The following is a 13,722-nucleotide window of genomic DNA, read 5'->3' as shown; positions in this document are numbered from 1 at the left end:
GTTCAGCCATGCGAACACCCCCGAAGTTGGTCCTGTCCGCGGTGCTCATGATTGGTGTCGCCTTCGGCGGGCTGGCCGTGGACTCCGTCCGGTCCACCCCGGCCCAGGCCCTCAACAACGGACTGGTACGCACGCCGCCGATGGGCTTCAACGACTGGAACGCCTTCGGCTGCGACGTCAGCGAGCAGCTCATCAAGCAGACCGCCGACTCCTTCGTCTCCTCCGGTCTCAAGGCCGCCGGGTACCAGTACGTCAACATCGACGACTGCTGGATGACCCACTCCCGCGACCCGCAGACCGGCCGGCTGGTGCCCGATCCGGCGAAGTTCCCGGACGGCATCGACGGCACCGCCGACTACGTGCACTCGCTGGGCCTGAAGCTGGGCATCTACGAGGACGCCGGCACGGCGACCTGCGCGGGGTACCCGGGCAGTCTCGGACACGAGACCGTCGACGCGCAGACGTTCGCCGACTGGGGCGTCGACTACCTCAAGTACGACAACTGCAACAACGCCGGCAGCACCACCACGCAGCAGTACATCGACCGGTATTCGGCGATGCGCGACGCGCTGGCGGCCACTGGCCGGCCGATCGTCTACTCCATCTGCGAGTGGGGCGTGAACTCGCCGTGGCTGTGGGCGCCCAGTGTGGGCAACCTGTGGCGTACCACCGGTGACATCAGCGACGGCTGGAACAGCCTGAAGTCCATCATCCGGGAGAACCTTCCGCTGTACCCGTACGCCGGTGCCGGCGCGTTCAACGACCCGGACATGCTGGAAATCGGCAACGGCGGGATGACCGACACCGAGTACCGCACGCACTTCGCCGTGTGGTCGATGTTCGCCGCGCCGCTGCTGATCGGCAGCGACCTGCGCCAGGCGACGCCCGCGACGATGAACATCCTGCTGAACAAGGACATCATCGCGATCGACCAGGACCCGTTGAGCAAGCAGGCCAAGCCGATCAGCGACAGCAACGGGCACGTCGTGCTCGCCAAGCCGCTGCAGGGCGGGGACGTCGCGGTCGCGCTGTACAACGAGTCGGACACGGCGGCGCGGATCAGCACCACCGTCGGCGCCGCCGGCCTGCCGAAGGCCACCGCCTACCGCCAGAAGGACCTGTGGACCGGTACCTCCACGGAGACCGCCGGCACCATCAGCGCCGTCGTGCCGCCGCACGGCACCGCGATCTACCGGCTGTCCAAGGACAGCAAGTGGGCGAATCTCCCGCCGTCGGCCGACCTGTCGGTGACCCTGCCGGGAGCGGCCGCGACCGGCTCGCAGCCAGTGGTGAATCCGAACACGCCGGTCGACGTGCAGACCGCGCTGACCGACAACGGGCGCGCCCCGCTGATCAGCGCGGCGGTCACACTCACCGCCCCGGCCGGTTGGACCGTCACCGTCAAGTCCAGCCCGATCGGCGTCGCGATCCAGAGCGGTAAGCCGTTCAAGTCACAGTGGACGATCGCGCCGCCGGCCGGCGCCGGTCCCGGCAGCTACCAGGTGTCCGCGTCGGCGGTCTACAACTGGACCGGCGGCAGCTGGCAGACCATCACGACCACGACCGCCTTCGTGGTCGCCAAGCCGCCGCCGTCCGGGGTCAGCTACCTGTCCGACCTGGACTGGCTGTCGGCGTCCAACGACTGGGGACCGGTGGAGAAGGACCGCAGCAACGGCGAGACCGGTGCCGCGGACGGCCACACCATCACCATCAACGGAGTCACCTACGCCAAGGGCCTCGGTACCAACGCCCCGGCCGAGATCGACTACTACCTCGACGGCAGGTGCAGCACCGTCAGCACCGACGTCGGCATCGACGACGAGAAGAACGGCAGCCCCGCCAACGCCACCTTCATCATCTACGCCGACGGTACCGAGGTGGCCAACAGCGGCGCGATGACCGCCGCCGACCCGGCCAAGCACCTGTCCGGCAGCCTCGCCGGCGCGCAGGTGCTGCGGTTGGTCGCGGACGACAACGGCAGCCCGGACAGCGACCACACCGACTGGGCAGGCGCGCAGATCACCTGCTGAGCCGCGGATCACGGACGCGGCCGGTGCCCAGAGGCCCGGTCGCGTCCGGTCCCTTGTCGGTGGACTGTCGACGGATCGTCGACGTCCGCTGTCACCGTTGCCTCGTTGCCGACCGAGGCGGTGGAGATGGCGTCGTTCAGGGACCGGGCCCTGCTGGCCCTCAGTGACCCCACGCAGCTCGGTGCTGCCCTGCTCCCGGACGGGGACACCTTCGGGGCCCGGGTGCGCACCGCGCTCGGGGCCGTCTACGACCTGACCGCCGCCCGGGTGGACCAGATCCGGTCCGTCGCCGTCCAGGAGGTGCTGGTCGAGCGGCCGCTGCTGCCGGTGAGCCACCAGGTCGGCGCGTGGACGCAGACGGTGCCGAGCTTCACCCGCACCGAGTTCACCCTCGACCGGCCGGCCCCGGCCAGCCCGGTCTGGATCGACCTGCTCGCCCAGGTCGCCGTGACCGTGGTGACCGAGATCGCCCCGGGCGGGGCCGAGTCGGTGCTCAGCCGCAGCTTCGACGACTTCACCACCCTCGACGAGTTCCGGCGACGGTTCCAGTTCATCGACCTCGACGGGTTCATGGCCCGCCACCACCTGCAAACCGTCGACGATCTGCGCAACGCGTTCGACTACCTCGTCACCGAGGTGCGGCTGCGGGTCCCGCCGCCGTTCAACGCGAACGACCCGGCGAATGTCCACACACTCACCGTCCGGCTGGCCGTCGCGGTCGTCGACCCGTTCGACGTGGCCGACGGACTGCGCGCCGCCCGGCTCATCCGCGACACCGCCCGCGACCTCACCGCACCGGCACCGGCAGGCATCCCGGCCGACTCGATCGCCGCCTACGCCACCGCCGTCGTGTTTGCGGATCCAGCCGACGCCAGCCTGGTCACCGCCGTCGAGCAGCTCTACGCCCGCGAGGGCGTGGTCACCCTGTTCCAGAACCCCGGTTGAGGAGCCTCATGCAATCCGACGACCCGTACGGCTACCGGCAGGGTGGCCACGATGCCGGTGCCGAGCGGCCGACCGAGAACTTCGCGGCGGTCGCGACCGGGGCGGACGCCGCGCCGGCAGCCCCGGGCGAGCCCGTCGAGACCGGCAACCCCACGGTCCGTCCGCTCACCCCCGCGGCGGCGGAGCGGCTGCGGTCCCGGCTCGTCCGTAAGTACCACTGACCCGGCTCGATCGAGCCCGAGAGAAAAGGAGGAGCCGGTGACCGTTCGGTACATCCGCGTGAACCCGATCGTCGATCTGTTCGCGCCGGCCGTCCGCGCATTCGGCAGCATCGCCATCGTCGGCAAGGTCAAGCCGCCGACAACACTCCCGGCCGGAGTGACCATCCCGGACGTGAACATCCCGGTCGCCTTCACCGACCCCAACGACGCCAAGCTGCGCGTTCCCGGTGAACTCGGCGACGCCATCGCCCTCGCCTTCGCCCAGTCGCCCGGCCCGACGCTGATCTACGGCGTCCGGGTGGACGCCACGGCCCCCGACTTCGGCGCCGCCCTGGCCGTGGTGGACACCCTCAACGTGCAGCTCGTCGTGCTGGCTCACACGCCGCTCGACACGAACACCGGCGGCACCAACGGGGCGGTCACCACCCTGGTCAACCACATCGCGGCGATCTCCAACACCGGGACCGACGGGATGGAGCGGATGGGCGTGGCCATGCTGCCCAAGGGCGTGAGCAACCCGTCCATCGTCACCGGGACGCTGGCCAGCGAGCGGATGGTCTACATCGCTCACAACAGCGACGAGGACGCGGCCGCGGCGGTCGCCGGCACCATCGCCGGCTATCAGCCCCACGTGTCGCTGCTGCTCAAGCAGGTGAACATCACCAGCCCGAACTTCACGGCCGCCCAGGTCGACCAGCTCAACGGCCAGCCCGAGACGTTCGACTCCGGCCCGACCGGAGCCGGCGTGAACTGGCTGACCAGCCCGGCGCTGATCCCGGGCTCGAGCGTCTTCATGGGGGAGGGCTACACCGGCGCTCCTGGTGGCAAGAAGTACATCGACATGGTCCGGTTCACCGACGACCTTTCCTTCCGGCTCAAGGCCCAGCTGATCAAGACGATCGGCAACGTGCGGATCAGCCGCTCCGGCCTGCGCACGCTCATCGCTCAGATGGAGTCGGTCCTCACCCCGTTCCTCCAGGCCGACATCCTGGACGGCTTCGAGGTCGTGGTGCCGCTGCTCGCTCTGCTGGACAAGGACCCGGCGACCCTCACCGCCACCGAACTGGCGCAGATCAACAACGCGCAGTCGCAGCGGTTGGTCCAGATCCTCACCGCCGTCGAGTACGCCGGCGCCATCCACCGCCTCGCGATCACCCTGAAGTTCGACTAGGAGTAGCACGATGGCCGACTGGAACACCCGCCTCGAGGTCAAGCTCGGGGACGCCACCATCACCCCGATCTCGTCGTTCACACCGACGTTCAACGTGCCGCACACCGTGCTTCACAGCATCGAGGCGGACAACGTCGGGTTCGTCCGGCAGCCGTTCACCTTCACCTTCACCATGGCCGTTCCGGCCGTGGCGACGGCCGTGGCCGACCTGACCGAGCTGGCCACCAACGGCACCGAGTTCTCCATCGTGGTGGCCGAGAAGAAGGGCACCGACTGGGCCTTCAACTCGTTCAAGTTCTCCCGCTGCGTCGTCACCTCGGCCAACCCGAGCAATGTGGTCATCGACGGCGTGCCGCAGGCGAGCTTCAACTGCATGGCGCTGGCCGTCGGCATCGAGGCGGTGTAACCACAGTGGACGGTGAGGACAGCTACGGTCTGGAGCTACCGGCGTACGCCGCCGGCGGCCGCGTGGAGCGCACCGGCATCGCGCTCGTCCACGAGGGCGAGTACATCGTCCCGGCGGCCGGCAGCGAGGCGATGATCTCCTCCGGCGCCGCCGAGGGCACCGTGGTCAACTTCTACTTCCCGGTCCAGGTGGAGGTGGTGGGCTGCCTGCCGGACGAGGAGGTCCAGCGGGTCGCCGAGCACGTCTTCGCCGAACTGGACCGGGAACTGGCGACCCGGGTGTAGCGCGGTGGCCGTCAACGTCCCGGTGCTCGTCGGACCGGTTCAGCTGCTCTACGTGCAGAGCATGACCATGACCGAGGGGTACCGGATCGAGCGGATCAAGGGCAGCCGGTTCTCCCAGGCCACCCAGCCGACCGTCAAGACCATCGCGATCGAGGCGGTGCTGCTGGGGCCGCGGCGGCTGGAGCAGAAGAAAGCGCTCGAGACGCTGGCCCTCACCTCGCGGCTGCTCGTCGCGACCGAGGCGCCGGCGCTGGCCACCACCGGTATCCCGGTCGTGTCCGGGCTGACCATCAGCCTGGACATGCAGATCACCGACCTGCGCTTCACCGCCAGCGTCGCCAAGCGCGACGCGCTGGATGTGTCGATGACCCTGCAGCACGTGCCGCGGGCGAGCCTGTCGGCGGTCGTGAGTGAGGTCGCCGACTTCGCGCTCGCCGCCGGCACCGCCGGCATCCCGGCACTACCGTCCCCCAACCCGATCCCGCGTCAGCTCGGCGCGCTGTTCTGACGAGGCAGGTGAGCATGGCGGACTTCCGGCAGTTGCCGATCGACCCGGCGGAGGGCTTCCCGCAGACGTTCCGGCTGAGCCTGGCCGGGCGGACCTACCAGTTCGCCCTGCACGCCAACGTGGCCGAGGAGATCGCCACGGCCGCGCCCGACGGCCTGCTCGACCTGCCGGCGCCCGGGGCGTTCCTCGTGCTCGCGGTCGGCCGGGAGGAGCCGGGCGGCCTGGTGCCGTTGCTGCGGCGCAAGCTCGTCCCGGGCGTGGAGTACCGCGCGGCGGAGTTGGCGCTGATGTTCCGGACCATGCGGGTGGACCGGCGCAACCTCAACGGGATCGGCTCGTTCGGTTCCCAGATCCTGGGCGGGGTGGCCCTGCGATGAGTGTGCGCCATCAGCGAGCCGGTGCCGGCGGGCGTGAGCGGCGGGTCGCGCCATGAGCTTCGTCATCTGGTACAAGGTCGAGATCTCCGACGACAGCGACGGCGGCGGCCTGCTGGGCACGCTCTCGGCGCTGGCCGGGTCCGGGCTGCCGGTGACCATCTCCAACGACATGCTCAACGGGGCGTTCATCCTCGACGCCGACATCACGGTCACCATGCGCGAGGAGGCGGCCGCCGACACGTTCGACGTCAAGCTCATCAACCTGCCGACCCGCGTCACCGAGCTCATCCGGGCCGCTCAGGCCGCCCGCCCGCTGCGGATGACGGTCCGGCTGGGCTACTTCGACGAGCCCGAGACCACGAGCACCGACATCGGAGTGGTCCTGGTCGGGCGGGTGACGAAGGTTGCCTCCGGCGTCGGGACGGACGGGCTGGCCGTGACCGTCCTGTCCGGACAGGAGGAGGCCGGCTGGCGGTTGCGCAACGTCGAGGCGCTGATCGGCCCGCCCAGCGACACACCGGCGCTGCAATACATGTCCGACCTCGTCGGCATTGCGGACCTCGAACTCGCCGCCGGGTCGTCCATGCCCGGCACCCTGCCGGCCGTCACCACCCGCTTCAGCACACTGCTCGCCGCCCTGCGCGAACTGACCAAGCCGCAGCAGGTGCCGCTGCTGGTCCGGGACGGCAAGGTGTTCCTGGGCGACGCGGTCGGAGCGCTCAGCGACCGGGCGCCGGTGGCGTTCGACCCGGACGTCAACATCGTGGAGCTGGAAGCGGTCGACGGCGAGGACACCGCCCTGCAGCTCAAGCCGCCCGTGCGCAGCACGCTGAACCTGACCGTGCTGGGCCATCCCCAGCTGCGGGTGGGTCAGATCGCCACGGTCAAGGGACTCTCCGGGCTGCCCGACGGCCCGCTGCGGCTGTCGCGGGTGGTGCACTGTTTCAAGAGCACGCAGGGGTACACCACGGAGGTCTCCCTCATCGTCGCCCAGCCGGGCGTGCGGGTCCAGGCGACCGACGGTGTGCGGGCGGTCGTCGACCGCCTGGCGAACACGGTCGACCGGTCCCGCGACGATCACCCCGCCATCGACGTGGGCGAGGTGGCGGAATACGCCCCGGGTGCGGACGGCAGCCACCTCGCGACCATGCACTATGGACAGACGCCCGAGCCCGGCGTGGTCTCGCCGAGTGTGGCGAGCGAGGTCGACTCCACCGTGGACCTCGTCAGCAAGCCGATCGCGTCGGTGTTCGCGTTCGCGAACACCGGGCTGATGGTGCCCGTCTACCCGAAGATGCGCGCACTGCTGGCGCACAACCAGGGCCGGGTCAACGACGCGGTGGTCACCGGCTTCCTGTGGCCGGACAACCCGCGGCTGGACCCTCCGCCCAACGAGGCCGGCGACTACTGGCTGGCCCTGCCGACCGAGCTGGACAACGACGGTCTGCCGCAGAACAAGGGCGTCAACGACCTCACCGACAAGGGCGGCTTCCGGGTCATCCAGGCGGCCGGACTGCACATCCTCGTCGGCGCCGACAAGCTCCCGGACGTGGGGACACGGCCGGACCCGCCGACCGACGCCTCGATCACCATCGAGCATCACAGCGGTACCACCATCACCATCGACGCCGGCGGGGCGGTCACCATCACCACCAGCAACAAGACGATCGAGCTCACCAACGGCTCGGTCAACCTGAAGCTCGACGGCTCCAACGTGGCGGTGTCGTGATGCCCGCCGTGCTCACCGTCGGCTCGAGCGTGATCTGCTCGCACAGCGGCACGTTCACCTTCACCGCCGGCCACAAGCTGCTCACCGTGGACGGTCAGGCGGTCGTGCGCCAGTCGGAGCTGCAGAACGCGGTGATCACAGGCTGCAAGAACACGGTCGCGAACCTGGGTCAGAAGCCGTGCCTGGCGATCGCGTCGATCATCGCGGGCCTGGCGCACAAGCTGACGGTGGGGGGCGAGGCGGCGGCCCTCGACACCGCGACCGGACTCACCAACTCGACGCCGCCGGGGACCTGGTCCGTGACCTCGGCCGGACAGACCAAGCTGGAGGCATTATGAGCGACCCGTTCGGCCGGGCGTTGCGGCTCGACGACGGTGACCTGGTGCTCGTGGGCGGGCGGCTGCAGGAGGTCGAGGGCACCGCGAACCTGACCCAGGCCCTGACGCTGCGGGTGCTGACGCCGTTCGGTTCCGACCCGTTCAACACCGGCTACGGATTGAACCTCAAGCAGGTCTTCACCGAGCCGAGCGGGCTGCGGATGGTCCGCGAGCTGGTCAAGCTCAACCTGGTCAGCACGCTCGGTCAGGATCCCCGGATCCGCGAGGTCCGCCAGGTCGTCTTCGACGACGACCCCGACCGCCTCGCCGCCGATCCCAACGCCGCCGCGGTGGTGCGCGCGGCCCACCGCCGTCGCGCGTGGACGGTGCAGGTCGAGCTGGAGACGGTGACCGACACCCCGGTGACCCTGCAAGTGAACGTGGAGGTGTGACAGCGGTGACCGACTTCGGAGTGACCACCGACGGTTTCGTGGTCAAGCCCGTGGACGTGATCCTCAGCGAGTCGTTCGACCGCGCCAGGGCGGTCTTCGACTCGGTCGACCTGACCAGTACCAGCCCGCTGCGGAAGATCCTGGAGACGACCGCGGTCGAGGACGGCGAGGTGTGGAAGCGGCTGGAGGATCTGTACTTCGGCAACTTCGTTTCGACCGCCATCGGCGACGCGCTCGACCAGCTCGGTGAGGACGCGGGCCTGGCCCGGGCCAACCTCGCCAGCGCCGGAACCGTCCACTTCGAGCTGACCAACGCCGCCATCGGCCGGCAGTACGTGCTGCCGGAGGGGACCGTGGTCACGACGGCGAGCGGGGTCACCTTCGGCACGGCGGCGCCGGTGATCCTCGCCACGGGCTCGACCAAGGCCGACGTGGGGGTGGTGGCGTTCGTGCCCGGCCCGGGCGGCGACGTGCCGGACGGGGCCATCGCGAGCATCGATCCGGCGTATCAGGCCATCTTCCTGGCCGACTTCGGTACCGCCAAGGTGACCGTCACCAACAAGGCGGCTACCACCGGGGGCACCGCCGCCGAGACCGATGACGTCTACCGGGCGAAGCTGCTCGGCGTGCCACGCAACCTGTGGACGGTCGACTCGGTGGCGCAGGCGGCGCTGAACGTGCGGGGCGTGCTCGACGTGGTGCTGAGCGACCCGCTCGGCGGCGTCGACGTCTCGCAGAGCATCTTCGACCTGTTCAACTTCGACCAGCGCGCGTTCAGCAGCGAGCGCCGCGTCGGGCAGCCGTACCCGTTCAGCGTGGTGGTGGCGCACGAGTTCCGCGCGCCGTGGCGCACGATCGGGTCGGTCACCGGCATCTTCGAGCAGGTGACCGCGGCGGTGGACAAGGTGCGCCCGATCGGCGTGCACGCGAACATCGTCGAGGCCGACCACATCGAGGTCAGCGTGCGAGCCACCGTCGTGATCCAGGCCGGCTCGGACGGACCGGCGCTGCTCGAATCGGTGCGGCAGCGACTCGCCTCCGACATCGGAGCGCTGCGCCTGGGCGGGGACGTGCTCTACTCCCAGGTGGTGCGGGCCTTCGTGGAGCAGCCCGGGGTGCTCGACGTGCAGGGGCTGCACCTGCGCCGCGCGCCGGCCGCGTTCGGGCGGATCACCTTCGGCGCCGTGCCGCAGCAGACCGTGCTGGCCGAGGCGGCGGTCGGCGAGAACCTCGTGATGGGCCCGACCGAACTGGCCGTCCTCGCCGCCGGTCCGGATGCCTTCGACCTGACGGTGGTGACGCAGTGACCCCGCCCCAGCCGGCGCCGCCCGTTGCGCTGGCACCGCAGGCTCCCGCCCCGGAGCCGACGCCGTTCCCGAGCCCCGGGCCCGACCCGCAGCCGGTTCCGCTGCCCGACCCCGGCCCCGATCCGGTGCCGCCGCCGCCACCGGATCCGATCCCGCCGGTGACGCCCGGCATCGACCCGCCGCCGGGGGGCGATCCGGCCTTCGTCTCGGGGCTCGCCGGCGCGCGGATGGGGCGGCGCCTCACCGCCCCGTTCCAGCGCGGCGCGGGCGTGCAGGCCCTGCGGTTGAACCCGGCCGACGCGTCGGGTGTGTCCATGGTGGACGCCTACGACTTCGCCGAGTACACGGCCCGGTTCGAGCACGCGCCGCAGCCGCGGTACGTGATCGCGGCACAGGCCGACATACCGGGCCCGACCACGGTGACCGTCACCTACCAGGATGTGGGCGGCGGCCCGGCCCTGACCGCGATGCTGCCCCTGCCCAACGGCGCGCTGGCCGGCGAGTCGTTCGCGGTCGGCGTCCCGGAGAGTCCCACCGTTCGCGTCACCCGGGTCAGCGCCACGCCGGCCCCCGCGGCCGGCGTCGACCGGGCGTGGAGTGTCACCGCGCTGCTGGGCACGATGGCCAAGCTGCTGTGGGTGATCGGCGCCGAGCGGGACGCGCTGCGCGGTCACGCCCGCCGTACCGTGGCCCAGCGCCACCTGCTGACCGCGATCGGGCCGAGCCTCGACCTGATCGGCTCCGACCTCGGCGTGCCGCGCTTCCCGCCGCTGCCGCACGGGTTCGACGCCGACACCGTCGCGCTGTACCACCTCGACGAGGACGCGGCCACCGCCGCCACGGGGGTCCTCGACGTGACGGGTGCCTTTCCGGGCCGGACCGGGCATCCGGGTGTGCTCGTCGGGGCGGTGCAGGCCGGTCGGCCCGGCCGGTTCGGCACGGCCATGGGGTTCGCCGGTAACGGGGCGACCATCCGGATCGCCAGCAGCCCGGCCTTCGATCTGCCGGGCACGGCCAGCACCACCGTGGAGTGTTTCGTCCGCCCGGATGCGTCGACCGGTCAGGGCTCCATCCTGATCCGCCAGTCGGCTCCGGGAGCCTCCGACGCGGGGTGGGACCTCTCGGTGGGCGACTTCGGCCGGGGCCTGGCCCGCAATGTGCGGCTGTCCTTCTTCGACGGCCACACCCTGGTGCAGGTCTTCGCCGACACGACCCTGCCCACCGACGCCTTCACCCACCTTGCCGGTGTGCTGGACCGGACCGGCCAACGGGTCGCTCTTTATGTCAACGGGGTACTGCACGCAAGCGCCCGGTTCGACAGCACCTTCGGCGCGATCTCCGGCACGCAGCCGCTGAGCATCGGTCATGCCACCGGCCAGTTCCGGGGCATCATCGACGAAGTGCGCCTCTCATCGGTGGTCCGTCCGGACTTCGCGCCGGTGCTGGGTGAGGCCGACGAGCACTACCGGCGCCGGCTGCGGCTGTTCCGCCGCTGGTCGCTGCCCACGCCGGCCAACCTGGCGGCCGCACTGAACCAGGCCGTGGGGAAGATCGCGGATACGGACCACCCGCTCGTCGTCGACGACGTCAACGCCACACTGGTGCGGGGAACCCGGCTCGTGCACGTCCGGCCGGTCACGCTGCTGCCGGGCGAGTGCATCGACTTCACCGGGCGGCGGGACGGCACCGAAGCCGAGGCGGTCGGGACCGCCGCCGCGGAGGACAGCTTCGACCCGGCGTTCCTGCTGAGCAACACCCAGACCACCATCGACTTCGGGACGCCGCCGCCGAGGGTGCTCGGCCCCGGTGAGCCGCCGCCCGACCCGCACCGCATGCAGATCGGGGTAGCCAACCGGCTCGCGCAGCTGGTCACCCTGTCCGCGGCCGAGACCGACCCGCCCGGCCGGCTGTTCGTGGCGTCGGCGTTCGACCCGCGCGCCGACGACCTGCGCGCCACCGGCCGGGCGGTTGTGCTCGGCCACAGCACGGTCGGGCCCGGCCGGCTGGCGGCGCTGGCTCACCGGGCCGGCTTCGAGTTCGTCTGCTACCGGCCCGGCCTGGGCAGTGAGGCTCAGGTCTATGCGGCGGCCGCGCTCGGCGACTACCTCGAGATCCTGCTCGACCCGGAGAACGGAGACGGCCGTTTCGAGGTGGGAAAGGGCGTGGACAAGGCTCTCGCGGTGCTGGCGCCGAGGCTGCCGGTCGATGCGTTCGTCCGCTGGGTCACCGTGCCCGGTGGAACGGGAGCAGCGATCGTGACGCCGGAGGGCGCACCGGGATCGACCCAGCAGAAGGCCACCGTACAGGTGACGGCGGCCGGCCAGATCGTGCTCAAGGCCGACGTGACGTTCGGCCGCCACACGGTCTCGGCCACCCGGGCGTTCCGGATCGGCTTCACCGCCCTGGCCGACCAGCAGTCCATCGCCGCCGACGGCACGCACGGGGTGGCGGCGAGCGTGGTCGAGCGGCCGGACACGTTCTTCGACCCGGTGTTCCTGGCGCAGAGCACCAACCCGGCCGTCAACTACGGCGCCGCGGTCAACAACCACCTGATGCAGCCGGCCGTGGCCGAGCTGCTCGACGCACTCGTCACCGAGGTGGCCGGCCGCCCCAACGGGAGCGGGCAGCTCAGCGTGCTCGCCGCGGTCGACCCGGCCGGGGACGCGGCCACGGCGCAGGGCCGGCGGTTGCTGCTGACCCACCCGATCGGGGCCGGTCTGCTCGCTTCCGCCGCGTTCGCGGTGGGCTTCGGCTACGTGGCGCGCCAAGGCGACAACGTCGAGGTGCGCCAGCCTCCGGGTCAGCTCGTCGCGGTGCGGGGCCCATCCCCTGCGGATACGGGTGCGATCATCGAACTCGATGAGGGCGACACCATGGACGTGGTCGCCGCCCCGGCGCCGAGCGCGGTCGCGGCGACCACGCTGGTGGGCCCGCCACCGGGCGGACCACCGCGGCTCGCCTGGTCGTCCGGCACTCTCGATCAGGGCGGCATCGCCCTCTCGTCCAGCACCCAGCCGACCGTGCGGGTCACCGCGACGGCGGCCGGGACGGCGTGGGTGCAGGCCAGCTACCAGGTGGGTGGCGAGCAGTTCCCGTACACATTCCAGGTGCGGTTGCGCCCCGAGTTGGACGTGGCGACGACCAGCATCTCCAAGGACCAGTACGACCTCATCATGAACATCCTCAACACGCTCCACCCGATCAGCGTCGAGGTGAACACGGCGGCCATCCGCAGCCATGTGGTCGAGATCCGGGGCGATCTGCGGCAGGCCAACCCCGAGTTCACCTTCCCGAAGTTCCGGGTGCGCCGGCCGCTGCCGCGGGCGGGAAAGGGAGGCACCAGTGGGTGACATCAGCTTCGCGCCCACGTTCGAGCACCGCGACTGGGTGGACGACGTGGACCGGGTGGAGGCAGCCGGGCCGAACGGCTTCAACGTGCGGTTCCGCGCGATCGGCAGCGACCTGCGGCAGATGTCCACCGTGGTCGGCCGGGTGGGCGCGTCGCTCGACGCCATCGCGGCCAACCCGCCCTTGCCCGTGCAGCGCCTGACCTTGGCCCCGCTGCTCGTCCGGGGCGCGGTCGGGACGATCCCGTGGACCATCACCAGCGGCGCCGGTGCCCAGGCAGTTGCCGACCCGGCCGGCGCGCCGACGGCCGGCAACCTCGCTCTGCCACTGACCGACGGCGTCCGGCTCGTCTCGCTGCGCGCCGTCGGGCAGGCGACGAACCTGACGATCGGCATCAACCTGGTCCGGCTCGCATTCGGCGCGTCCAATCCGGACCCGCCGCTGGCGTCGATCGTCGGCGATACCGATCCGTTCGACAAGACGGTCACGGTGGACTCCAGCCGGGCGGTGGTCGACCTTTCCACCTTCCGTTACTTCATCACCGCCACCACGTCCGGGGTGGTGACCCAACGGGCCCTGTCGCTGGGCGGGCTCCAGGTCGCCTACATCCCCATCTGATCCGGGAGA

General features: G+C 70.9%; 14 protein-coding genes. All 14 read left to right on the top strand.

Annotated elements, in window-relative coordinates; genetic code table 11:
* Positions 1-8: 8 nt before the first annotated feature.
* The 14 genes from ACQPXD_RS43430 (at position 9) to ACQPXD_RS43365 (ending at position 13,713) form a co-directional block, all read left to right on the top strand.
* Positions 9-2,030, top strand: coding sequence for an NPCBM/NEW2 domain-containing protein (locus ACQPXD_RS43430; RefSeq protein WP_432828779.1), 2,022 nt, complete (start codon positions 9-11; stop codon positions 2,028-2,030).
* Positions 2,031-2,135: 105 nt separating this feature from the next.
* The gene (locus tag ACQPXD_RS43425) at positions 2,136-2,975 is read left to right on the top strand and encodes a hypothetical protein (RefSeq protein WP_432828777.1); all 840 of its coding nucleotides are present in this window, start codon (positions 2,136-2,138) and stop codon (positions 2,973-2,975) included.
* Positions 2,976-2,983: 8 nt separating this feature from the next.
* Positions 2,984-3,196: a hypothetical protein gene (locus ACQPXD_RS43420; RefSeq protein ID WP_432828775.1), complete on the top strand. Its 213-nt coding sequence runs from the start codon at positions 2,984-2,986 to the stop codon at positions 3,194-3,196.
* A 37-nt stretch (positions 3,197-3,233) separates the two neighbouring features.
* Positions 3,234-4,367 carry a hypothetical protein gene (locus ACQPXD_RS43415; RefSeq protein ID WP_432828774.1) on the top strand — a complete coding sequence of 378 codons (1,134 nt, stop codon included), beginning with the start codon at positions 3,234-3,236 and terminating at the stop codon, positions 4,365-4,367.
* Positions 4,368-4,377: 10 nt separating this feature from the next.
* On the top strand, positions 4,378-4,773 hold the full coding sequence (locus ACQPXD_RS43410) for a hypothetical protein (RefSeq protein WP_432828772.1): 396 nt from the start codon (positions 4,378-4,380) through the stop codon (positions 4,771-4,773).
* A 5-nt stretch (positions 4,774-4,778) separates the two neighbouring features.
* Entirely contained in the window at positions 4,779-5,057 is a 279-nt protein-coding gene (locus ACQPXD_RS43405) for a hypothetical protein (RefSeq protein WP_432828770.1), read from the top strand.
* 4 nt (positions 5,058-5,061) lie between these two features.
* The gene (locus tag ACQPXD_RS43400) at positions 5,062-5,565 is read left to right on the top strand and encodes a hypothetical protein (protein ID WP_432828768.1); all 504 of its coding nucleotides are present in this window, start codon (positions 5,062-5,064) and stop codon (positions 5,563-5,565) included.
* A 14-nt stretch (positions 5,566-5,579) separates the two neighbouring features.
* A complete protein-coding gene (locus ACQPXD_RS43395; protein WP_432828766.1) occupies positions 5,580-5,942 on the top strand; it encodes a hypothetical protein in 363 nt (120 codons plus the stop codon).
* 52 nt (positions 5,943-5,994) lie between these two features.
* Positions 5,995-7,671: a hypothetical protein gene (locus ACQPXD_RS43390; RefSeq protein ID WP_432828764.1), complete on the top strand. Its 1,677-nt coding sequence runs from the start codon at positions 5,995-5,997 to the stop codon at positions 7,669-7,671.
* Positions 7,672-7,679: 8 nt separating this feature from the next.
* A complete protein-coding gene (locus ACQPXD_RS43385) occupies positions 7,680-8,009 on the top strand; it encodes a hypothetical protein (protein ID WP_432828762.1) in 330 nt (109 codons plus the stop codon).
* A complete protein-coding gene (locus ACQPXD_RS43380; protein ID WP_432828760.1) occupies positions 8,006-8,440 on the top strand; it encodes a hypothetical protein in 435 nt (144 codons plus the stop codon). The genes ACQPXD_RS43385 and ACQPXD_RS43380 overlap by 4 nt, the downstream gene beginning before the upstream one ends.
* A 5-nt stretch (positions 8,441-8,445) precedes the next feature.
* A complete protein-coding gene (locus tag ACQPXD_RS43375; RefSeq protein ID WP_432828758.1) occupies positions 8,446-9,747 on the top strand; it encodes a baseplate J/gp47 family protein in 1,302 nt (433 codons plus the stop codon).
* The gene (locus ACQPXD_RS43370) at positions 9,744-13,097 is read left to right on the top strand and encodes a LamG-like jellyroll fold domain-containing protein (RefSeq protein WP_432828756.1); all 3,354 of its coding nucleotides are present in this window, start codon (positions 9,744-9,746) and stop codon (positions 13,095-13,097) included. The genes ACQPXD_RS43375 and ACQPXD_RS43370 overlap by 4 nt, the downstream gene beginning before the upstream one ends.
* Complete coding sequence (locus tag ACQPXD_RS43365; RefSeq protein ID WP_432828754.1) at positions 13,090-13,713, top strand: hypothetical protein; 624 nt, start codon at positions 13,090-13,092, stop codon at positions 13,711-13,713. Before ACQPXD_RS43370 ends, ACQPXD_RS43365 begins: the two co-directional genes overlap by 8 nt.
* The last annotated feature ends 9 nt before the right edge of the window (positions 13,714-13,722 follow it).

Source organism: Dactylosporangium sp. CA-092794, from assembly GCF_050948465.1.
Lineage (GTDB): Bacteria > Actinomycetota > Actinomycetes > Mycobacteriales > Micromonosporaceae > Dactylosporangium.
The sequence above is the reverse complement of the archived record's forward strand: the minus strand, read 5'-3'. Positions and strand labels throughout refer to the sequence as shown.